The sequence below is a fragment of the Sphingobium sp. TomTYG75 genome, assembly GCF_054771635.1.
The window spans coordinates 1,461,450-1,482,455 of sequence record NZ_BSRE01000001.1 but is presented as its reverse complement, the minus strand read 5'-3'; the positions used below and the strand labels follow the sequence as shown (position 1 = coordinate 1,482,455).

Below are 21,006 nucleotides of genomic sequence, written 5' to 3'. Positions count from 1 at the left end.
TACAGCCTTAGCGGCGGCGGGCGGCTTCTTTTTTCTCGGGCTCGGCGAGTAGCAGGTCGCGGGCTGCGTTGATTTCCGCCGCCAAGGCTTCGGTGCCGCCGCGATCGGGATGGACCGAGGCGATGAGTCGCCGGTGGGCTGAACGGATCATGGTCTCATCGGCATCTTCGGGTACGCCGAGCAGGGCGCGCGCTCTTGCTATGCTGGGGGCTTCGGGGGGCGCCTTGGGCGGAGTGGCGGATCGCCTTTTCTTCTGCTGCGATTGGGACAGGAAGAAGAGTGCCGCGCCGAGGAGCAGGGGCGCTCCGGCTAGCGGTTTGCCCTTGGCCGCCATGACCGCGCCGACCAGCGCGCCGCCGAGCACCATGCCATCCTTCATGCTCATGCGCTGTAGTCGTCCCGTCCAGATGAGCCAGGCGGCCAGCCCGAGAAGAAGAAAAGCGAAAAGGCCCATCAGGCCGCGCCGAGAAGATCGACCGGCGAATTTTCCTCACGGGCGGGGAGGGCGAGGCCGGAAACCATCTCGCGCAGTTCCTGGCGCGCGGCGATGTGGCTGACGCCAAGGTCGCCCAGATGGCCCTTGTCGAGCAGGGTCAAGCCGGACGGGAAGAGTTCGCGGAAGATGACTCGTTCTGACAGGCCGGGGATCACGCGAAAGCCGACGCGGCGGGACAGTTCCATGAGAGCATCACCCACGCGCTTCTTGTTGCGGGCGTCATGATGCTGGACGCGGTTGCGCAGCACGACCCAGTCGATCGAGACGCCATCGGCCTTCGCGCGGGTCTTGCGCGCTTCGAAGATGAGTTCGGAATAGAAGGACAGGCGGCGGACCTTGAAGGTTTCCGCGTCCACCTGGCCGATGAGGTCGAAATCGACGAAGCTGTCGTTCATCGGCGTCACCAGCGTGTTGGCGCGGGCGGCCATGTGGCGGGCGAACAGGTCATCTCGGCCGGGCGTATCGACGACCAGGAAATCCTTGCCCTCGGCAACGGCGGCGGATTCTTCCTCCAGCGCCTCGACCGTGTCGCCCTTCAGCACGGCGAAATCGGGCGCGGGCAGGTCGATGTTCCGGCGGCGGGCCGTTTCCGCGCGATTTTCCATGTAGCGCGTGACGGTGCGCTGGCGCGGATCGAGGTCGATCATGCCGACCTTGTAGCCGAGCGCGGTCAAGGCGATCGCGGTGTGCACGGCGGTGGTCGACTTGCCGGTCCCGCCCTTTTCATTGGCGAAGACGATATGATGCGTTTGGGTGTTCGGACCCATTGATATCCCCGTTTATTGCCGCAACGATTCTTGACCCACTTGCCGGGTCGTGCCTTTAGCAGGATAGTCCCCGTGCCCCTGCCATATCGGAGCCCCTCGTCCCGTGCAAACCCTGCGTGACCTTCCTTCCCTGCGAACCGCCATCGATGCGATGAAAAGCGATGGGCGGCCTGTCGCGCTGGTGCCGACCATGGGCGCTCTGCATGAAGGGCATATGGCGCTGGTCGAGGAAGCGCGGCGGCATGCCGGGCATGTGGTCGTGTCGATCTTCGTCAATCCGCGACAGTTCGGGGTCAATGAGGATCTGGACGCTTATCCCCGGCGCGAGGCCAAGGACGCGCAGATGTGCCAAGCGGCGGGAGTCGATGCACTGTGGGCGCCGACGGCCGAGGTCATGTATCCGGCGGGCTATGCGACCAATATTTCCGTCTCGGGTGTCACCGAGGGACTCGATGGCGCGGCGCGGCCGGGGCATTTCGACGGGGTGGCGACGGTCGTTACCAAGCTGTTCAACCAGGTGCAGCCCGATGTCGCGCTGTTCGGCGAGAAGGATTATCAGCAACTCGCGACGATCCGGCAGATGGTGCGCGACCTTGATATGCGGATCGAGATCATCGGCGTGCCGACGCAGCGGGCCGAGGATGGCCTCGCTTTGTCATCGCGCAACGCCTATCTGACCGAGGATGAGCGCAAGGATGCGCTCGCCCTGCCCCGCGCGCTGGGTGAAGCGGCGCGGCAGATGGAGAAGGGCGCGAGCGTCGAGGCGGCGATTGCCAAGGCGATCACGATGCTGGCCGCGCATGGCTTTGATCCCATTGATTATGTGACGCTGTGCGATGCGATGACGCTGGAGCCGATGAATGTGCTGGATCGTCCGGCGCGGTTGCTGGGCGCGGCGAAATTGGGGCGGACGCGGCTGATCGACAATATCGCGGTCGATCCGCCCGAGCTTGCCCCAACTACATAATCAGATTGAATCTGCTGGCGCCTGAGCCCGCATTTTCATGCCTGATCTGTTCAAGACGCTGGCGAACATGGCGACGGTGACTGAATGCACGCAATGCGCGCAGAACGAAGCTGCTCACGACCCTTCTCCCCTTATTATTTGGCGAGGAAATTAGCGTCGGCTTTCATTGCTGCAATATGTCGATCGACATGCGAATTAAGTTAGGGGTGGCAGCAGACCAGACTGGTTGAACGGGTCAGCGGACCGCCGTCATTTCGACGGAAGCTGAAACTTTCTTGATGTTTGGTCCGGCCTCACGAGATCCCAGCGAAAGCTGGGATGACGGACTTTTTGGGGAGTGACGGTTTTCTTCAGAAGGGTTTGACAATCACCGCGACGACGATCACCGCAGCGGCGATGCCGGGGACTTCGTTGATGAGACGGAGCTTCCCCTCCGGCAAGGGACGCTCACCCCTGGCGAGTTTCTTCGCATAGCCTGCGATCCAGCCATGATAGGCGGAGAGGCCAAGGACGAAGAGCAGTTTCAGGTGGAACCAGCCGAAATGCCAGGCGCCGATTTCGACCATCAGCATGAGCCCGAAGACCCAGACGAGGATCAGCGAGGGGTTGAGGATGATCTTGAGCAGACGCCGTTCGCGATCGATCCATTTTCGGTCCTCGTCTGATCCCACGGCACATTGGTGGTGATAGACGAAGAAGCGGGGCATCATGAACAATCCCGCCATCAGGAAGATGACGAAGATCACATGGGCGGCCTTCACCCACAGATAGGCGGCACCGAGATAGGGCATCAGCTTCTCTTTCCTTGCCGGACATAGGCGATCAACGCTTCGACATGGGCGATGGGCGTGTCGGGAAGAATGCCATGGCCCAGGTTCAGGATATGGGGCCGGTCGGCGAAGGCGGAGCGGATATTGTCGATCGATTGCTCAACCGCCCTGCCCCCAGCGATCAGCGCCAGCGGATCGAGATTTCCCTGTATCGGCAAGCCCTGTGGCAGGACGCGATTGGCCCAGTGCGGATCGATGGTTTCATCCACGCCGATCGCATCGACGCCCGTGCCTGCCGCATAATCGGCGAGTTTGGCGCCCGCGCCCTTGGGAAAGCCGATGACGGGGATATTGGGATGCAGGCTTTTGAGCTTTTCCACGATCCGGCGATTGGGTTCGATTACCCAGCGTTCGAACTGGAGCGGCGCGAGGCTGCCTGCCCAGCTGTCGAACAGTTGCACCGCCTCTACCCCTGCCTCGATCTGGCCCGAAAGATAGGTGACGGTAGATTCAATGATCACGTCGATGATCGCGCCGAAGCGTTCAGGGTCCTGATAGGCGAGGCGGCGGGCCGCGCCCTGATCCTTGCTGCCCTGCCCGGCCACCATATAGGTCGAGATGGTCCAGGGACTGCCTGCAAAGCCCAGGAAAGTGACGGAGGGGTCGAGCGCTGCCTTCACCTGCCGAACGGTCTCATAGACAGCCTCGTAGCGGCTGAGATCAGGCTTGAGCGCGGAAAGGTCGGTTTCGCTGAGGATCGGGGCGAGACGCGGTCCCTCCCCCGTTTCGAACCAAAGGTCCTGACCCATCGCATAGGGCACGATCAGAATGTCGGAAAAGAGGATCGCGCCGTCAAAACCGAAACGGCGCAGCGGCTGAAGCGTGACTTCGGCGGCGGTGGGGCTGTCATAGACGAGTTCGAGGAATCCGCCCTTTTCAGCCCGCAAGGCGCGATATTCGGGCAGATAGCGGCCCGCCTGGCGCATCAGCCACATAGGCGGCGGGGAGAGGCATTCCCCCTTCAGGACGGAAAGCAGCGGCTTGGAAGGCCCAGCGGAAAGGCCGGTATCTGGTCCCGTCATAAACTCTCTTATTTAGATTCTTAAAAGGATGATGGAGATAGTAGGTCAGTTGGTAGCGGGGTTTATGCGCAGCGCCCGGATTTGCCAACAGCTTGACTCTCCAAGCCTACGGATTCGGGACCGAGTCAGTGCAGGCCATCCACGCTATCCACAGGCTGTGGATGAAAATGAGGACCTGTTGGGGGCATGTGGATAAGATTCCGGCCAATGGGTACTATCCAGAAGGGGTAGTTTTGCCCGCAACCTATCCCTTGCTTTATCCACAGGCTCCCCACAGAGATATGCGTCATGTCGCGTATCCATCTGCATTTGCTGTCTGACTCCACCGGCGAGACGCTGGAAAATATCGCCAAGGCGGCGATCGGCGCGTTCGAAAATGTGGAAGCGGTGCGCCATTTCTGGCCGATGGTGCGGTCCGATGTCCATCTCGACCGGATCATGGAAGAGATTGCGGCTAATCCAGGGCTGGTGCTGTTCACATTGTCCAATCATCAGTTGCGACGGCGGCTGGAAACGCGCTGCCGGGCGCTCGGCCTGCCGCATGTTGCGGCGCTGGACAGCGTGACGGACGCGCTTTCCAACATATTGGGGCAGGAAACGCGCAACCGACCTGGGCGCAAACATATCCTGGACGAAGCCTATTTCGCGCGGATCGAGGCGATCCAGTTCACCATCGCCCATGATGATGGCGTGGGGCATGAGAATTGGGAGGAGGCCGACATCGTTCTGGCGGGCGTGTCACGCGCTTCCAAAACGCCGACCTCCATCTATCTCGCCAACCGTGGGTACAAGACGGCGAATATCCCGCTGGTGGTGCAGTCGCCGCCACCGCGTAGCCTTTACGGGTTGAAGCATCCGATGGTTGTGGGCCTGACCGTCAGTCCCGAGCGGCTGGTGCAGATCCGCCGTAATCGCCTGCTGTCTTTGAATCAGGCGCCGGAAACCAGTTATGTCGATCTGGATAAGGTGCAGGAGGAATTGGCTTTTGCCCGGCGGATGTTCGCCGACAATGGCTGGCCGGTGATCGACATGACGCGCCGGTCGATCGAGGAAGCGGCGGCGGCTATCATCAATCTGTTCAACGACCGCGTATTGGCGGAAGGGAGTGACCTATGATCGTGCTGGCATCGCAAAGCGCGAGCCGCAGGGCGCTGTTGCAGGCGGCGGGGGTGCCGTTCGAGGCTATGTCGCCCGGTGTGGATGAAGAGGCGGCGAAGGAAGCGCTGCGCGGTGATGGACTGGATGCGCGCGCTTTGGCCGATGCGCTGGCGGAATTGAAGGCATTGCGGGTGTCGCGCCGGGTGCCGGGCGGGTTGATATTGGGCTGCGACCAGACGCTGAGCCTGGATGATGGCAGCATGATCGACAAGGCGGTGGACCGCGCTGATGCGGAGCAAATCTTGCGGTCGTTGTCGGGGCGGGTGCATCATTTGCACAGCGCAGCGGTGATTGCCCTGAACGGCGAGCCGATCTGGCGGCATGTCGAGCGGGTGCGGATGACGGTAAGGACGTTGTCAGATAGTTTCATAGCTAAGTATCTTGATGAGGAGTGGGAACATTGCCGCTGGTGCGTCGGCAATTACCGGATCGAGGGTCCGGGCGTGCAATTGTTCAGCAAGGTTGAGGGTAGCCAGTTTGCGATTCAAGGGCTGCCGTTGCTGCCGCTGCTTGACTTTCTACGCGTCCGGGGCGTTCTGCCAGCATGACCGACAACCTCCCTTATGCAGAAGTGATCGGCGATCCGATCGCGCACAGCAAATCGCCGCTGATCCACAATTTCTGGCTCGATTGCCTGGGGATCGAGGCGGAATATCGCAAGACGCATGTGACGGCCGAGGGTCTGGCCGCCTATTTTCTGGAGCGGCGGGCGGATCCGGATTGGCTGGGATGCAATGTCACCATTCCGCACAAGATCGCGGTGATGGACTATACCGACGATCCGGGCGGCGTGCGCGAGCGGATCGGGGCGATGAACACGATCGCCAGCGAGACCGGCGGACCTTTGATCGGCACCAATACCGATGCGGGCGGATTCCTCCAGCCGCTGCTGCGCGACAAATGGACGGGGACAAGCGCCGTGCTGGTCGGCGCGGGCGGTGCGGCGCGAGCGATCCTGTTTGCGCTGACGAGTCTGGGGGTGGAGGACATCACCGTCATGGTGCGCGATGCAGCCAAGGGGCAGGCGTTGCTGGACCGCGCCAAGGTCAAGGGGCGGGTGATCGGCATGGGTGATCCGCTTCCGGCGGCCGATCTTCTGGTCAACACCAGTTCGCTCGGCATGGTGGGGCAGCCGGTGCTTGATCTCGATCTATCGCCGCTGGCCTGCGATGCGACGGTTTATGACATCGTTTATGCGCCGCTGGAGACTGGGCTGCTCAAGGCAGCACGGGCGCGGGGTTTGAAGGCGTTGGATGGGTTGGAGATGCTGATCGGGCAGGCCGCGCTGGCGTTCGATATTTTCTTCGATGCGCAAGCGCCGCGCGACCGGGACGATGAATTGCGCGCGCTGCTGCTGGCGGCCTGAAGGCCATGAAAGTCTATGGGCTGACCGGATCTATCGGCATGGGGAAGTCGGCCGTCGCCGCCATGTTTGGCCAAGAAGGCGTGCCCTTGTTCGACGCGGACGCCGAGGTGCATCGGTTGCAGGGACCCGGCGGCAGGTTGCTGCCCGCGATCGAGGCGCGCTTTCCGGGAACGACGGGGCCAGAGGGCGTGGATCGGGGGAAGCTCGGCGCGGCGGTGTTTGGGCATCCCCAGGAATTGAAGGCATTGGAGGCGATCGTCCATCCGGCGGTCAAGGAGGAGCGGAAGGCTTTCCTGCGCCGCCACCGCTCGCGCGCCTTCGTCGTGCTGGATATCCCCTTGCTGTTCGAAGGCCATATGGAGCGGACGCTGGCCGGAGTCATCGTGGTGACGGCGCCCGCCTGGAAGCAGCGCAAGCGCGTACTGGCGCGCAAGGGCATGACGGCGGCGAAATTTCGCAGAATCCTGCACTTGCAGACGCCCGATGCTGAAAAACGGCGGCGGGCGGACTATATCATCTATACAGGCACCACATTTGCCGCCACGCGGGTACAGGTGAGGCGCTTGGCGGCTTGCCTTGGATCAAAGACAGGTCGATAAGGAAAAACCCGGCAGAGTCGGTGTGAAGAGGTCCATGCGCGAGATTATTTTCGACACCGAAACGACTGGATTTGACCCTGTATCGGGCGACCGGCTCGTGGAAATCGGTTGTATCGAACTCGTGAACCGGGTGCCTTCGGGCCGCACCTTCCATGCTTATTATAATCCCCAGCGGGCGATGCCCGCCGCCGCCGAGGCGATTCATGGGCTGTCAGACATATTCCTGAAGGACAAGCCGCTTTTCGCTCATGGAGTGGAGGAGTTGCTGGATTTTCTGGAGGACAGCCCTCTGGTGGCGCACAACGCGCGGTTCGACTTCGGCTTCCTCAACCATGAGTTGAAACTGTGCGGCCTGCCGGAAGTGGGCTTGCACCGGATGATCGATACGGTCGCGATCGCGCGGCAGATGCATCCGGGGGCGAAGCATAGCCTGGATGCGCTCTGCACACGCTATGGGATCGATCGCAGCCATCGCATCAAGCATGGCGCTTTGCTGGACGCCGAATTGCTGGCGCAACTGTATATCGAACTTAGGGGAGGCCGTCAGATCGGCCTCGGTCTTGCACAGGAGGAGGATAAAGACGCCATTCGGGTGGAACTTGCGAGCGGTATCGCGGTTCGCCCTGTTCGTCCCGCGCGGGTTTTCATGGCCAGCGCGATGGAGCTGGAGAGGCATGCAGCGTTTGTCGCGACGCTGGAAAAGCCGCTCTGGCTGGAGGAGGCTTGAAGGCTGGCTGACATACTGCCCTTCACGCTTCGCCCACCCGGACTGCCTCCTGCAGCCCGGCAAGAACAAGGAGAAGGCATATGGATATTCGTGTTTCTGGGCATCAGGTCGATACGGGCGACGCTCTAAAGGAGCATGTCGCGACCCGGCTGGAGGCCATGGCCGAGAAATATTTTTCGCGCACGATTTCCGCTCATGTCACGTTCCGGCCCGCGCCGCACGGCGCCTTCCATTGCGATATCGTCTGCCATGTGATGACCGGCCTGATCCTGAAAGGGTCCGGTGAAGCGCAGGAAGCGCATCCGGCTTTCGACCAGGCCGCGGAAAAGATCGAACGGCAGCTGCGGCGGTACATGCGACGCCTGAAGGACCGCCACCCTCAAGCCATTGCGGCGGAGGCTCAGCGGGCCAATGGATATGAGCTGAACGGCATGGACGGCGCGGGCTATACCATCTTTGCTTCGTCGCCGGAGGAGGAGGAACCGGCCGACGCGCCGCTGATCGTGGCGGAAACGCGGGTCGATATTCCTGAAGCCAGCGTGTCCGATGCGGTGATGATGCTGGACCTGCGCAACACCAATGCTCTGCTGTTCCTGAATGCCGGAACGGCCGCCTATAACATGGTCTATCGCCGCCACGACGGGACGATTGGCTGGGTGGAACCGCGGTTGGAAGCGCGCGCCTGACAGGTGCCTGACACTGGGGTCCGGCCCCGGCTGCCATTGACCCAGAGCGGCAGGCAGCCTATGGGGCCGGGCTTTATATCCCCGGACAAGCGCGGTTTTTAAGGGGCAGCGCGCATGCCGGCTGTTCCAGGTTGGTCATGGTTCATTTCAACGACATCGTCGCGCCGCAGGCACTTGCCACAGAGGTCTCGACAAACGGCAAGAAGCCGCTGTTCCAGAAAATCGCGCAACTGGCGGCGTCCGCCTATTGTCTGAACGCGAGCGCGGTATCGGAAGCGCTTTTCGAGCGCGAGCGACTGGGGTCGACCGGCTTTGGCGGCGGAGTCGCCATCCCGCATGCGAAGATTCCCGGTCTGGACCGGATGAGGGGCGTCGTCGTCCTGCTCAATCCCCCGATTGCCTTCGACGCGGTCGATGATGCGCCGGTCGACATTGTCTTCGCCCTGCTGTCGCCGGTCGATAGCGGCGCGGAACATCTGAAAACGCTGGCCCGCGTGTCGCGCTATCTGCGCGATGAGGGGCATGTCGCCCGGCTGCGTGGCGCGAAGTCGGCGGAGGCGCTGCACGCGCTGCTGGCCGGTGGCGAAGCGCGTGACGCCGCCTGAGGTGGACGGCGCGCCGAGCGGCGAGGCGGCGCATTTCCGTGCGCTGGAGAATCTCTACCGTTCCGCGCCGATCAACCGGATGTTCCGGTCGGAGCTGACGATTCCCGAGGCCGGCCGGTCGATCATCGAGTTCGATGTCGATGAAGAACAGTTCCACGCGGCGGGCGCGGTTCATGGCACCGTCTATTTCAAGATGATGGACGATGCCGCCTTTTATGCGGCGAACAGCCTTGTCAGCGATCGATTCCTGCTGACGACCGCCTTCAACCTGCTGTTCACTCGCCCGATCGGGCCGGGCCGGATTCGGGCCGAAGGGCGGTGGATCAGCGGGAAGCGGCGGGTGTTCGTCGCCGAAGCGAGCCTGATCGACATGGACGGCGAAGAGGTAGGCCGGGGAACGGGCACCTTCATGCGGTCACAATTCCCGCTGTCTTCGCTGCCGGGCTATGCAGGCTGACCGGCTGACCAGCGCGATGCTGGTTGGCGTGCTGGTAAGGCGCGCGGCCGGGGCAGGCGGATTCGCCACGGTACTGGTCAAGGGTGACGAGATTAGCGGCGCAATCCTTATCGAAACCGCTGAAAGAGGGCAGGCTATGGGCCTGTTCGAACGGGTTTCCGACTTTGCCGGTGGATATAGGTTGGAGCGTTGCGGACCCGCGCCGGATGAGGGAACCGAGTCCCTCAATCAATATATAGCGAGGCGTCGCAGATCAGACCCCGATCTGTGGGTCGTGGAACTCGATATCGCGGATGCGGAACGGTTCGCCGCTGAAACGATCTGTTGATCGTTGACTCTGAACAGATGGAAAGGCACTGGCCCCACCCAACGCTTAACGCGCAGGTTGCCAAATTCGCCCGTGGGGGGCGGGCGAGGTAAACACGCAGACGGGGGGCGGCCTGACGTCGATTATGTGATGGGGTTTTTCCCGACGTCCCTGGCCAAGAACCGCATGTTTCTGAGTTGTAATGAGTTTTCGTTTGAAGGCCGCGACTGCCGCGGCATTTGCCCTGACCGCCACCGTCGCGGTTACGGCGGCCGACATGTCGAGCGCTAGCGAAGTCGCTCCTTCGGTCGTATCCCTTGCCGGGAATCAAGAGCTGAATGCAGCTCCGGCGGCTTCCAAGCCCGCTGTTATTTTTGCCGCGCCGCGCGAAGTCGCCCAGCCGCTGGCCGATCTTTCCAATAGCGCCGATGTGCGTGCCGACAATCTGTCCGCTCTGGTCGATGCACAGGGTGCAGCCGAAGACCTGGACAGCGACATGAAATGCCTGGCTGGCGCGGTATATTTCGAATCGAAGGGCGAGAGCCTGGAAGGCCAGCTGGCCGTTGCCCGCGTCATCATCAATCGCGTGAAGTCGGGCCGTTTCGCCAGCAGCCTGTGCGGCGTCGTCTATCAGCCGGGCCAATTCAGCTTTGTCCGTGGCCGTGGTATGCCGGCAATCCCGATGGCCAGCGAAAGCTGGCGCAATGCTGTCGCGATCGCGCAGATCGCAATGCAGGACAGCTGGAACAGCAAGGCCGAAGGCGCCCTGTTTTTCCATGCCCGCCGCGTGTCGCCGAGCTGGGGCAAGCGCCAACTGGCCTCGATCGACAATCATATTTTCTATCGCTGATCCTCGGGTCGCACATCACAAGGACAGCGGGCCGGTTCAGGAAACTGAATCGGCCTTTTCTTTTGTTCCCTTCTTGTTCTAAGATATGGGCATGAGTCCGGTTTCTTCCATGCCCGCCCCCGATCGGGATTGCTCTCCCCTGACCGATGGTACGGCGCTGGCCGTAGCGCGTGGCACGCTGCGGCTGTTTTTTCGCCATGATATGAGCGGGATATTGGAAGTGCCGCTGCCCAATGGCCGCCGGGCTGACATTATGGCGCTGGACAGCGCGGGGCGGATCAGCATCGTCGAGATCAAGTGCAGCCGCGCCGACCTGCTGGGTGACATGAAATGGCCGGACTATCTCGATTATTGCGATCGCTTCTTCTGGGCGGTGCCTTCCGGCTTTGACCTGTCGTTGTTCGACAGCGAGGCTTTATGGCCAGCGCGTACGGGCCTGATCGTCGCGGATCAATATGATGCCGAATTGCTGCGGCCTGCGCCCGTGGAACCGCTCGCGGCGGCACGACGGAAAGCGGAGACCCTGCGCTTTGCACGGCGGGCGGCACGGCGGCTGACTGCATTGGCCGATCCCGATCATGCCGCCGAACTGGGATGGTGACGTAAGGACATCCACCATGAGGCGTCAGCGGGGGCGCGTACCCCAATATTCATCGGCCAGGAATCGGTGGAGCGCCGTCGATCCCTGCCGCGCTGCTGTCCGCGCCATGTGGCGGCGTATGTCATAGCTGCTGTTGTTCAGTCCGGTATGAAATGACTCCAGCGCCTTCTTCGTTTCATGCGGTGCATGCGTATAGGGCTGGAAGATATTGCCGAGGGCCTGTTCCCAGGCTTTCTCGATGTCGTTCTTGCGCTCCATAACCTGCCTCTCCGGGCTTGGGATGATATAAAGGAGATGGGAAGGCAGAGGGCGTGAGACAAGGCATGGCATGCTTGACGTGAGACCGGAGCGTCGTGCCTCCAATGAAAAGCGCTCCGTTCGCCGTGAGCTTGTCGAAGGGCTCCCCTTCTTTTCAGAACACGGAAAGGGCTTCGACATTCGAACGAGGCAAGTGACTCGTTCGGACAGCCCGAACGGGGTTAGGTAAGCGCGATATGGGGCACAATTCCCGAAAGCAGGCGCAAGGAAGGCGTCTAACCCGGTCGTCCTAGAAGGTTGGACCCTGCACCGGCCCAGAAGGCGCGGCCTTCGGCTTTGATGCCGCCAACACCTCGACAATTCCGGAGGTGCGCGCATCCCGTTCCGCATAGTCGCGCGCGGACATGCCAGCGATCGTGTCGCGCTTGTCCGCATTCGCCCCTTGAGCAACAAGCAGGCGGACGAGTCCGATGTCTCGTATCTGCACCGCGCGGATCAGCGGGGTTTCGCCGCTGCCATTGGTCTTGTCGATCTGTGCGCCGCCCGCGAGCAATGTGCGGACCCCGTCCTCGAACCGGGCCTGCACCGCGTTCATGAGCGGGGTATTGCCCCGATTGTCGGCAAGGTTGGGATTGGCACCTTTGGCGAGCAGGAAGGACAGCCAGGTATTGTCGCGACGGGCGATGACGAGGTGCAGCGCGGTTTCGCCGCTGGTGACGTCGCGGCTGTTGATGACGGTCGATCCTGGCTTCTGGATGAGGTCGGTGACCTTCTGCCCGTCGGCGTCCTTGACCGCCTTCAGGAAATTATAGCTGTCCGAAAATTGCGCCTGCGCCGCGACTGGCGACAGCAGCGCGAGTGCCAGAGCCGCCGCGCGCGCTGCGCCTATCCAAGCCGGAAAAGCCTTCATCATCGTCCTTAAGCCCCGTTGGCATTTGCAATAGCGCCCATAGCAGGGCATGGCTGGCGGCGCCATGAACAAAGCGATCCGTTCCCTCATCCTGCCGTTCACCGCCCTGCTGGCCGCCTGCAATATGGGTGCTGGCGGCAATGCATCAAGCGAGATGGAAGGGACGCGCGGCGATCTCGCCGGGGCGCGGATCGGCGCGCCCTTCACCCTGACCGACCAAGATGGGAAGAAGGTGCGGTGGGACGATTTCAAGGGCAAGTACCGGCTGGTCTATTTCGGCTACAGCTATTGCCCTGACGTCTGTCCGCTGGATTTGCAGCATATCATGCAGGGCTTTTCGCAGTTCGAGAAGGCGGATGCGAAGCGGGCGGCGAAGGTGCAGCCGATCTTCATCAGCGTCGATCCGGAGCGTGACACGCCTGCGGTGCTGAAGACTTATGTGGCGGCGTTTCACCCCAAGCTGATTGGACTGACCGGCACGCCCGAGGAAATCGCCAAGGTGGAAAAGGATTTCGTCGTCATCGCTAATAAGGAACCAGTGAAGGGCGACAGCGAGTATCTGGTCAGCCACACACGCACGCCCTATTTGTTTGGGCCGGACGGCCAGCCCGTGGCGCTAGTGCCGGTGGACGATCCGGGGACGCCGGACCAAGATGAGGGAGGACGAGACAATGTGCGCGCTTTCCTGGAAAAATGGGTCAAGTAACGGTTTGAACTTCTGGGAAAAGCCCCTCGACAAGCTGGACCGCGCAGAGTGGGAAGCGCTGTGCGATGGCTGCGGCAAATGCTGCCTGCACAAGGCGGAGGATGAGGATACCGGGCGCGTCTATCCGACCAACGTCGCCTGCCGCTTGCTCGACCGGCATAGCGGACAGTGCAGCAATTACAGCGAACGGCGGCGTTTCGTGCCCGATTGCGTTCGGCTGACCCCGCAAAAGGTGAAGACGATCAGCTGGCTTCCGCGGACCTGCGCCTATCGGCTACGGGGTGAGGGCAAGCCGTTGCCGTCCTGGCACTATCTGATCAGCGGCGATCGCGAGGCGGTGCATCGCGCGAAGGAGTCGGTGCGCGGCTGGACGATCGCTGAGGCGGACGCGGGCGATTGGGAAAATCATCTTGTCGACCGGGAACTCTGACAACAGCATCACTATCGACGGCATTGCCGTTCCGGTTCGAATCCGCCGTTCGGCGCGGGCGAAGGCCTACCGCCTGTCACTGGATCATGCGCGCGGGGAGTTGCGGCTGTCGCTGCCGATGCGGGCCAATCTCAATCGCGCGCTGGGATGGGCGCAGGGGCATGAGGGCTGGGTCCGGTCGCAGATGGCGGCGCGGCCTGCAACGGTGCGGTTGGAGGATGGGATATGCTTTCCGCTCGAAGGGCGGGAGGTGCGGATCTGCTGGATGGCGGATGCGTCGCGCACCGTGCGGATCGAGGGTGATCGGCTGATGCTGGGGGGCGTGCGCGAGTCGGTCGGGCCGCGTGTGCTGCGCTGGCTGAAGACGCGGGCGAGGGCTGTGCTGGAAGAGGAGAGTCATGCGATGGCGGGCGATCATGACTTGATCGTGGCTTCGGTTGGCATCGGCGATCCGCGCAGTCGCTGGGCGAGTTGCGCGTCGAGCGGGGCGATCCGCTATAGCTGGCGTCTGATCCTGTGCCCGCCGCATGTCCGGCGGGCGACGGTGGCGCATGAGCTCGCTCATTTGCTGCACATGGATCACAGCCCGGCATTCCATGCGGCCCATGCGCGGATATTGGGGGAGGATCCCAAGCCTGCCCGTGCCTGGTTGAGGGAGCATGGGGCGGGGCTGCACCGCTATATGGTTTAGAGTGCGGCGTCACCCGCCGGGCACTCATGCGCGGCATCAGGTTGATAGGCCAGGCCGCAGTCGCGGCAGATGACATGATTACCGGGGGCCAAGCCGTGGCCGACCGACACGCGTTCGTCGAACACGTAGCAGTCGCCCTGCCAGCGGCTCTGGTCTTTGGGGGTTTCTTCCAGATAGCGCAGGATGCCGCCGCGCAGGTGATAGACATCTTCAAAGCCGCGTGAGCGCACCAGCGCCGTCGATTTTTCGCAGCGGATGCCCCCGGTGCAGAACATGGCGATGCGGGGTTCGCGCCCTTCCTCCCGCAGCTGCTCAGCGAAGCGATCGAACCAAGCGGGAAATTCGCGGAAGGATCGGGTGCCGGGATCGATCGCGCGGTCGAAGCTGCCGACGGCGACTTCATAGGCATTGCGCGTGTCGATGACGATCGTGTCGGGATCGGCGATCAGCGCATTCCATTCAGACGGGTCGAGATAGCGCCCGGCTTGGGAGGCGGGGTCGAGATCGCCTGCGCCCAGGGTCACGATCTCCGCCTTCACCTTGACCTTCATGCGGGCGAAGGGCGCTTCGTCCGCCGTGGCGAATTTTACGTCCAGATCGGCGCAGCCCGGAAGGGTGCGGATATGGGAGAGGAGGGCGTCGATTGCCTGCTCGCTGCCCGCGACCGTGCCGTTGATGCCTTCGCGCGCGAGGATCAGCGTGCCGCATGTGCCAAGCTGCGCGCAGAGATCGCGCAGCTGTGCTGCCAGCGCTTCTGGATCGGCGAAGCTGGCGAAGCGGTAGAGCGCGGCGATGGTGAAAGGCGGAGCCATGGCGTGCGCCATAGCGACTTCACGGCCCTCTTGAAAGGGCGGGCGCGAGCGCGCATAGGCGGGCCATGGTTCCCTTTTCGTTCGCGGGTCACGAGTTTCTGGCTTTGCCTGAAGCGGCGCTGTTCTGGCCCGCGCGGTCGGCGTTGCTGGTGGCGGACCTGCATTTCGAGAAGGCGAGCTGGTTCAGCCGTTTCGGCCAGTTCCTGCCGCCGCATGATAGTCAGGCGACGCTGGACGTGATCGAGGCGCTGGTGGCGCGGACGGGGGCAAAGGCCGTCTGGTCGCTGGGTGACAGCTTTCACGACGCCGATGGGGCGGCGCGGTTGCCATCCAAGGCGCGTGAGCGGCTGGAGGCGCTGACGGCGCGGCTCGATTGGCTGTGGATCACCGGCAATCACGATGCAGGCATGAATGGGACGCCGGGCGGGCGGCGCCTGGTGGAGGCCGAGGTCGATGGCATCTGGCTGCGGCATGAGGCTGATCCGGTCGATCCGCGGCCTGAGATTTCGGGGCATTTTCACCCGAAGCTGCGGCTGTCGGTGCGGGGGCGAAGGGTGTCGCGGCGCTGCTTTGTGGGATCATCATCCAAGTTGATCCTGCCAGCCTTGGGCGCGCTCACCGGTGGACTGGATGCAAGCCATAGAGAAATCCGCCGCGCGGTGGGTCCCGGCGCCATGGCGATGGTGCCGGTCGCGGACAGGATGCTGCGCTTTCCGCTTGGCTAGAAACGCTACGGAAACCCCGCGTTAAGCTGTTGCTGCTAAGACACAGAAGCCGGTAATAAGGTCAAACGCCGGACGCAAAGGGTTGGAAAGGCTCGGTTGCCTTGCCTTCAGTCTGCTGTGTCCGCATAATCGCACTCCTAAAATCGACATGAGAAAATCATGCGCTGAAGGAGAGGAAAGGGTCCCATGAACAAGAAAAATCTCTGGCTGTTGTCCGCTGGCATGATAGCGCTGGCCGGGTCGGTGTCCCATGCCCAGGCGCAGGAAGCACAACCGCAGAACGGCGTGGCGGACGATGATGGCATCATCATCGTCACCGCGACGCGCCGCCCCAGCCCTCTGTCCGACGTGCCCATCGCGGTATCGGCTGTTTCCGCACAGGCAATGCAGAATAGCGGCGCGAGCGACATCCGGGCGCTCAACCAGCTGGCGCCATCGCTGCTGGTGTCATCGACCGGGTCGGAAGCCAATGCGTCCGCACGTGTTCGCGGCATCGGCACGGTGGGTGACAATCCGGGCCTTGAAAGCTCGGTCGCGCTGTTCATCGATGGCGTCTACCGTTCCCGCACGGGTGCGGGGCTTAACGAACTTGGCGAGATCGAGCGGGTCGAAGTGCTACGCGGACCGCAAGGGACGCTGTTTGGGCGAAACGCTTCGGCGGGTATGATCAACGTCATCAGCAAGGCGCCCGAATTCAAACTGGGCGGCAAGGCCGAGGTCACTTACGGCAATTATGATTATTGGCGGCTGGCGGGGCGTATCACCGGGCCGGTTTCCGACAAGCTGGCGCTAAGCCTGGATGGCGTGTGGTCGAAGCGGGACGGCTTTTACGACCTGGTGGACACGAGCGGCAACAAGGTTGGCGAAACCAACGATCGCGATCGCTATTTCGTGCGCGGACAGGCGCTGTTCGAGCCCAATGATGCGCTGTCGATCCGCTTGATCGGCGATTATACCAACCGCGATGAAAGCTGCTGTGGCGCAGCCTATATCGAAACGCGCGAGCGGCGGCCGGTCGCCGGTGGCGGATACAGCACCGCGTCGTTCAACCGCATCGCGGCGATCCTTGCCGGACAGGGCAGCGTGTTCGCGGCCGATCCCTATGACCGCGAACTGACGATCACGCCCGGGCGCGACTATGTCAGCAAGGTCAAGGATTGGGGTCTGTCGGGTGAGGTCAATTATGATCTGGGCGGCGCAAAGCTGACCAGCATCACCGCCTATCGCGACTATAAGAGCCAGGATTATGGCGATTATGATTATAGCGGGGCGGACCTGCTGTATCGCGATCCCAATACCTATCGTCAGTTCCGCACCTTCACGCAGGAGCTGCGCGCACAGGGTTCTGCCTTTGGCGAGGTGCTCGACTGGCTGGTTGGCGGCTATTATGCGCATGAGAAGCTGACGCTGGAGGACAATATTGTCTTCGGCGACGACTATGGCCGCTTTGCTGCGTGCCGACTGATGGCGGGGGCCGATACGGTCAGCAACTTTACTGCCCCGCAACTGGCAGCTTGCGGAAGCGGGTTGGCCACTTCGACCTTGATCGCTGGTACGCAGGCAACGCTGAACACGCGTCTCCTGAACGCTGGACTGTCGAGTCCGCAGGCCGACGCCATTTCCACCGGGCTGGGCAATGGGCTGCGCGCGCTGGCGGCGATCCCGTCGGGAACCGGCGATTTTGCTTCCGTCTATCATCAGAAGAGCGAGAATTGGGCGCTCTTCACTCATAATATCATCCACATCACTAAGCAGCTCGAACTGACGCTGGGGCTGCGCTACACGCATGAAAGCAAGCGTTTCTCGGCCGATTTCGACAATAACAATGCCATTTGCGCGGCATTGCAGGGAACGAGCCTGCCCACATTGGCGACCACGCCTGCTCTGGGCCAGGCAGCCGCGCTGGCGGGCGGTATCCTAACGCTTGGGTGCCTAGGCAACGGCTCGACCGGGCTCAACGCCCTGAACCTCAATGACAAGATCAGCGATGGCGAGTTTTCCGGCACGGCCGTGCTGTCGTGGAAGCCTTTGGATGAGATGCTGATCTATGGCAGCTATTCGAAGGGTTATAAGGCGGGCGGTTATAATCTTGATCGCTTCCAACTGGGATCGACAGGCCTCAACCCGGTGCCTGCTGTCTTTTCGCCACGTAGCAATGCGGATGTGACCAGCCTTCGCTTCGCTGCGGAGAAGGTCGATGCGTTCGAAGTGGGCCTGAAATACAGCCAGCCCAAGTGGAGTGTGAACATCGCGGCGTTCCGGCAGGAGTTCAAGAATTTCCAGTTGAACACCTTCAACGGCACCAGCTTCGTGGTTCAGAATATCAATGGGTGCGACGGATCGCTTTCGGCTGGCCGCACCTGCGACAGCGGCGATGTGGGGCCGGGCCTGATCAGTCAAGGCGTCGAGCTGGAACTGGCGGCATCACCGGTGCGTAATGTGCGGCTGGCCGGTGGGTTGACCTATGCACGGGCGAAGTTCGCCAACCGGCTGGTGGGCAGCAGCGATGGGTCAGTGCCGCTCGATCAAGGCGCCGACGGCCGGTCGGGCCTGATCCTGCTTCCTGGCCAGATTAATTCGCAAGCGCCTCAGCTAGTGACGACGGTCAGCGCATCGTGGACGCCGGAGATTGGTTCGAGCGGACTATCCGCGCTCTTCTATGTCGATGGTCGCATGACCAGCGATTATAATAGCGGTTCCGACCTGTTCCCTGAGAAGAAACAGGACGGCTATGCGGTATTTAATGCCCGCGTAGGCATCCGCGGGCCGCAGCAGAGCTGGGCCGTCGAATTCTGGGGCCAAAATATCTTCAACCAGGATTACACCCAGGTTGCCTTCAGCAGCCCGTTGCAATCTAGCAGCCCTGGCACGTCGACGACCGGGCAGTTTGCGTTGACCCCCTCGGCGCCGATGGCAAACCAGCTGATCTCGGCCTATCTGGCCGAACCCCGCACCTACGGCATCACGCTTCGCGGGAGTTTCTGATCATACCTCTCCCGCTCGTCGGAACAGGGCGGGCGGGAGAGGGTCTTTCTCCGAACAAGGCGGTGCCCACGCGAATGTGGGTTGCGCCCAGCATGATGGCGGTTTCGAAATCGCCTGACATGCCCATGGAAAGCTGGTCGACGCCCTCATCGCGGGCGATCTTTGCCAGTAACGCGAAATAGGGCGCGGGTTCTACGGCTGCGGGCGGGACACACATCAGGCCTTCGACCGGGACATCGGCGTTGCGTGCGGCGCGGATCAGGGACGGGGTTTCAGCGATCGGACAGCCGCCCTTCTGCTCTTCCGCGCCGATATTGACCTGAATGAAACAGGGGACGCGCTTGCCCGCTGCGTCCATCGCCTTGGCGAGAGCGGTCAGCAGGGAAGGGCGATCAAGCGAATGAATGGCGTCGAACAGGGCGACGGCGTCGGCCGCCTTATTGGATTGAAGCTGGCCGACGAGGTGCAGGGCGATGTCCGGCGTTTGCTCGCGGAGGGCAGGCCATTTGGCTTGCGCTTCCTGAACCCGGTTCTCGCCAAAGACGCGCTGCCCGGCGGCGATCAGCGGCTGGATGGCGGCGGCCTCCTGTGTTTTGGACACAGCGATCAGGGTGATGTCATCGGCGGTGCGGCCAGTGAGGCGAGCGGCGCGGCCCATGGTTTCGCGCACGGCGTGCAGGCGGTTCGCGGCTTCGATGCTGTCGGTCGTCATGGGGGCTGCTATAGGCGAGGGCGATGACAGGTCGCTACGCTAAAAATATGCACTCCATCTGGTTGGTGACGGATGAGCGCGTTCCGTCCGCAGTGCTGCTGGCAAGTGCCGCGCGGTTGCCGAAGGGGCGGGGGGGAATCCTGTTCCGGCACTATCGCACGGGGCCGCGTGAACGGCGGGGGCTATTCGACCGGGTGGCGGAGGTCGCACGGCGGCGGCGCTTGAAGCTGCTGTTGGCGGGATCGGCGCGGGAGGCAGCGGCCTGGGGCGCTGATGGTTGGCATGGGCGTGGGGCCGGGTGGACTGCACGGCCGTTGTTGCGCAGCATGGCCGTTCACGATGCGCGGGAGTTGCGAGGGGCCGAGCGCGCGGGGGCGGATCTTATCTTCCTGTCGCCGCTATTTGCCACGCGGTCGCACCCGGAGGGAAGGGTGCTGGGACGGGTGGGATTCGCGGCGTTGGCGCATAAAGCGAGTGTGCCGGTCGTTGCCTTGGGCGGTGTTCGCGCGGGGCATCGGCGGATGTTGAAAGGACTGGGTGCTTTGGGGTGGGCGGCGATTGATGGTCTGACGGGGGGATCGGTGGTGGGGTGATAGCGGCTATCTGGGTGCGGAAGCGGTCATGGCTTGTCCTCCTAATCGCTAGATGGGGAGGGGGAGCCGCCCGCAGGCTGGTGGAGGGGAAAATGCGCCGGTCGTGTGATTTCCCCTCCACCACCGCTGCGCGGCGGTCCCCCTCCCCACGCTTCGCGTAGGGAGGATTTCAAGGTCAGATCTGGTCGCTTGCCGCCGACTACAAACCCCATTTCGGCCCGTCGTTCGATAGGTGAATGGGAATTGGATCTCCGGTCACTGACACTGATGGGCCGCCAAGCTCATTCCACTGAAATAGGTTCACGTGCCATCCGCCCGAGATCATGCGCGAACGATCAATTATGCCATCTGCGCCCGCCGCACGCGTTTTATCCGCGTTACGCCACGATGGAGGCTCCTGTCCGGCCTCCAAGGCCTGTCGCCACTGTGCATTCGATAAATCGCGATCGATGCCGAGGAGGCGACAGGCATGTTCGTCGTGCTGATCGAGCACGTGAGCCTCGCCTACGATCAATGGTACCACGACACGGGACCGACCATCTTCTCGGATGTAGCCCGAAACCGCGATCATTGCCCATTCCAGTTGCGGACTCATGTAGAGCACCGCTTGGCCCGGACGATGGTAGCGTCCTGCGCTCTCGGGCCTGGGGGGCGTAAGGACGTCATCTACCCGATTTGCGAGAACAGACCGGAAAAATCTGCCGCTGACCGTTCGCAACCTTGGGCTCAGATCGTACGTCATTGAG

General features: G+C 62.4%; 27 protein-coding genes. 18 read left to right on the top strand and 9 right to left on the bottom strand.

The annotated features are described in order from the left end of the window. Window positions 1–7: 7 nt before the first annotated feature. Window positions 8–454 carry a J domain-containing protein gene (locus tag ACYU81_RS07535; RefSeq protein WP_460987068.1) on the bottom strand — a complete coding sequence of 149 codons (447 nt, stop codon included), beginning with the start codon at window positions 452–454 and terminating at the stop codon, window positions 8–10. Next, window positions 454–1,263: a division plane positioning ATPase MipZ gene (locus ACYU81_RS07530; RefSeq protein WP_449474542.1), complete on the bottom strand. Its 810-nt coding sequence runs from the start codon at window positions 1,261–1,263 to the stop codon at window positions 454–456. The genes ACYU81_RS07535 and ACYU81_RS07530 overlap by 1 nt, the downstream gene beginning before the upstream one ends. Window positions 1,264–1,366: 103 nt before the next feature. Here ACYU81_RS07530 and panC point away from each other — a divergent pair, with 103 nt between their 5' ends. Next, a complete protein-coding gene (panC, locus tag ACYU81_RS07525) occupies window positions 1,367–2,230 on the top strand; it encodes a pantoate--beta-alanine ligase (protein WP_460987067.1) in 864 nt (287 codons plus the stop codon). Between the two features lie 350 nt (window positions 2,231–2,580). Here panC and ACYU81_RS07520 read toward each other — a convergent pair whose 3' ends face one another. Next, the gene (locus ACYU81_RS07520; RefSeq protein ID WP_460987066.1) at window positions 2,581–3,021 is read right to left on the bottom strand and encodes a CopD family protein; all 441 of its coding nucleotides are present in this window, start codon (window positions 3,019–3,021) and stop codon (window positions 2,581–2,583) included. After that, window positions 3,021–4,082, bottom strand: coding sequence for a uroporphyrinogen decarboxylase (gene hemE, locus ACYU81_RS07515; protein WP_460987065.1), 1,062 nt, complete (start codon window positions 4,080–4,082; stop codon window positions 3,021–3,023). The genes ACYU81_RS07520 and hemE overlap by 1 nt, the downstream gene beginning before the upstream one ends. 288 nt (window positions 4,083–4,370) lie before the next feature. On the opposite strand from hemE, the gene ACYU81_RS07510 reads away from it, so the two are divergent. From ACYU81_RS07510 to ACYU81_RS07460, 11 genes are all read left to right on the top strand, one after another. After that, entirely contained in the window at window positions 4,371–5,198 is an 828-nt protein-coding gene (locus tag ACYU81_RS07510) for a pyruvate, water dikinase regulatory protein (protein WP_449474538.1), read from the top strand. Beyond that, window positions 5,195–5,788: a Maf family protein gene (locus ACYU81_RS07505; RefSeq protein ID WP_449474537.1), complete on the top strand. Its 594-nt coding sequence runs from the start codon at window positions 5,195–5,197 to the stop codon at window positions 5,786–5,788. Before ACYU81_RS07510 ends, ACYU81_RS07505 begins: the two co-directional genes overlap by 4 nt. Then, entirely contained in the window at window positions 5,785–6,606 is an 822-nt protein-coding gene (locus ACYU81_RS07500; RefSeq protein WP_460987064.1) for a shikimate dehydrogenase family protein, read from the top strand. The genes ACYU81_RS07505 and ACYU81_RS07500 overlap by 4 nt, the downstream gene beginning before the upstream one ends. A 5-nt stretch (window positions 6,607–6,611) precedes the next feature. Next, complete coding sequence (gene coaE / locus ACYU81_RS07495) at window positions 6,612–7,205, top strand: dephospho-CoA kinase (protein WP_460987063.1); 594 nt, start codon at window positions 6,612–6,614, stop codon at window positions 7,203–7,205. A 34-nt stretch (window positions 7,206–7,239) separates the two neighbouring features. Then, window positions 7,240–7,932, top strand: coding sequence for a DNA polymerase III subunit epsilon (dnaQ, locus tag ACYU81_RS07490; RefSeq protein WP_460987062.1), 693 nt, complete (start codon window positions 7,240–7,242; stop codon window positions 7,930–7,932). Between the two features lie 80 nt (window positions 7,933–8,012). Beyond that, entirely contained in the window at window positions 8,013–8,618 is a 606-nt protein-coding gene (gene hpf, locus ACYU81_RS07485) for a ribosome hibernation-promoting factor, HPF/YfiA family (protein ID WP_449474533.1), read from the top strand. A 137-nt stretch (window positions 8,619–8,755) separates the two neighbouring features. After that, the gene (locus ACYU81_RS07480; protein ID WP_449474532.1) at window positions 8,756–9,223 is read left to right on the top strand and encodes a PTS sugar transporter subunit IIA; all 468 of its coding nucleotides are present in this window, start codon (window positions 8,756–8,758) and stop codon (window positions 9,221–9,223) included. Next, window positions 9,141–9,680 carry a PaaI family thioesterase gene (locus tag ACYU81_RS07475; protein ID WP_449474531.1) on the top strand — a complete coding sequence of 180 codons (540 nt, stop codon included), beginning with the start codon at window positions 9,141–9,143 and terminating at the stop codon, window positions 9,678–9,680. Before ACYU81_RS07480 ends, ACYU81_RS07475 begins: the two co-directional genes overlap by 83 nt. Further along, complete coding sequence (locus tag ACYU81_RS07470) at window positions 9,670–10,008, top strand: DUF1491 family protein (protein WP_460987061.1); 339 nt, start codon at window positions 9,670–9,672, stop codon at window positions 10,006–10,008. The genes ACYU81_RS07475 and ACYU81_RS07470 overlap by 11 nt, the downstream gene beginning before the upstream one ends. A 181-nt stretch (window positions 10,009–10,189) precedes the next feature. After that, the gene (locus ACYU81_RS07465; RefSeq protein ID WP_449474529.1) at window positions 10,190–10,837 is read left to right on the top strand and encodes a cell wall hydrolase; all 648 of its coding nucleotides are present in this window, start codon (window positions 10,190–10,192) and stop codon (window positions 10,835–10,837) included. Window positions 10,838–10,946: 109 nt separating this feature from the next. Beyond that, complete coding sequence (locus tag ACYU81_RS07460) at window positions 10,947–11,438, top strand: MmcB family DNA repair protein (protein ID WP_460987060.1); 492 nt, start codon at window positions 10,947–10,949, stop codon at window positions 11,436–11,438. 24 nt (window positions 11,439–11,462) lie between these two features. Here ACYU81_RS07460 and ACYU81_RS07455 read toward each other — a convergent pair whose 3' ends face one another. Next, on the bottom strand, window positions 11,463–11,696 hold the full coding sequence (locus ACYU81_RS07455) for a hypothetical protein (protein ID WP_449474527.1): 234 nt from the start codon (window positions 11,694–11,696) through the stop codon (window positions 11,463–11,465). 289 nt (window positions 11,697–11,985) lie between these two features. Next, the gene (locus tag ACYU81_RS07450; protein ID WP_460987059.1) at window positions 11,986–12,609 is read right to left on the bottom strand and encodes an ankyrin repeat domain-containing protein; all 624 of its coding nucleotides are present in this window, start codon (window positions 12,607–12,609) and stop codon (window positions 11,986–11,988) included. Between the two features lie 46 nt (window positions 12,610–12,655). Here ACYU81_RS07450 and ACYU81_RS07445 point away from each other — a divergent pair, with 46 nt between their 5' ends. The 3 genes from ACYU81_RS07445 to ACYU81_RS07435 are packed head-to-tail and all read left to right on the top strand — an operon-like array spanning window position 12,656 to window position 14,433. Next, complete coding sequence (locus ACYU81_RS07445) at window positions 12,656–13,312, top strand: SCO family protein (RefSeq protein WP_460987058.1); 657 nt, start codon at window positions 12,656–12,658, stop codon at window positions 13,310–13,312. A 4-nt stretch (window positions 13,313–13,316) separates the two neighbouring features. Beyond that, entirely contained in the window at window positions 13,317–13,742 is a 426-nt protein-coding gene (locus tag ACYU81_RS07440) for a YcgN family cysteine cluster protein (RefSeq protein WP_230463201.1), read from the top strand. Next, the gene (locus ACYU81_RS07435; protein ID WP_460987057.1) at window positions 13,723–14,433 is read left to right on the top strand and encodes a M48 family metallopeptidase; all 711 of its coding nucleotides are present in this window, start codon (window positions 13,723–13,725) and stop codon (window positions 14,431–14,433) included. The genes ACYU81_RS07440 and ACYU81_RS07435 overlap by 20 nt, the downstream gene beginning before the upstream one ends. Here the strand turns inward: ACYU81_RS07435 and trhO are convergent. Further along, window positions 14,430–15,245, bottom strand: coding sequence for an oxygen-dependent tRNA uridine(34) hydroxylase TrhO (trhO, locus tag ACYU81_RS07430; protein ID WP_460987056.1), 816 nt, complete (start codon window positions 15,243–15,245; stop codon window positions 14,430–14,432). The two genes, ACYU81_RS07435 and trhO, sit on opposite strands and share 4 nt — an antisense overlap. 65 nt (window positions 15,246–15,310) lie before the next feature. Here trhO and pdeM point away from each other — a divergent pair, with 65 nt between their 5' ends. Both pdeM and ACYU81_RS07420 read left to right on the top strand, forming a co-directional pair. After that, window positions 15,311–15,970, top strand: coding sequence for a ligase-associated DNA damage response endonuclease PdeM (gene pdeM / locus ACYU81_RS07425; protein WP_460987055.1), 660 nt, complete (start codon window positions 15,311–15,313; stop codon window positions 15,968–15,970). A 186-nt stretch (window positions 15,971–16,156) separates the two neighbouring features. Further along, window positions 16,157–18,955 carry a TonB-dependent receptor gene (locus tag ACYU81_RS07420; RefSeq protein WP_460987054.1) on the top strand — a complete coding sequence of 933 codons (2,799 nt, stop codon included), beginning with the start codon at window positions 16,157–16,159 and terminating at the stop codon, window positions 18,953–18,955. Here ACYU81_RS07420 and ACYU81_RS07415 read toward each other — a convergent pair. Beyond that, window positions 18,933–19,667 carry a YggS family pyridoxal phosphate-dependent enzyme gene (locus ACYU81_RS07415; RefSeq protein ID WP_460987053.1) on the bottom strand — a complete coding sequence of 245 codons (735 nt, stop codon included), beginning with the start codon at window positions 19,665–19,667 and terminating at the stop codon, window positions 18,933–18,935. The two genes, ACYU81_RS07420 and ACYU81_RS07415, sit on opposite strands and share 23 nt — an antisense overlap. A 23-nt stretch (window positions 19,668–19,690) precedes the next feature. Between ACYU81_RS07415 and ACYU81_RS07410 the strand changes: the two genes are divergently transcribed. Continuing rightward, entirely contained in the window at window positions 19,691–20,260 is a 570-nt protein-coding gene (locus ACYU81_RS07410; RefSeq protein WP_460987052.1) for a thiamine phosphate synthase, read from the top strand. Window positions 20,261–20,459: 199 nt separating this feature from the next. Here the strand turns inward: ACYU81_RS07410 and ACYU81_RS07405 are convergent, their stop codons facing one another. Beyond that, window positions 20,460–21,002, bottom strand: coding sequence for an RES family NAD+ phosphorylase (locus ACYU81_RS07405; protein ID WP_460987051.1), 543 nt, complete (start codon window positions 21,000–21,002; stop codon window positions 20,460–20,462). Window positions 21,003–21,006: the final 4 nt, after the last annotated feature.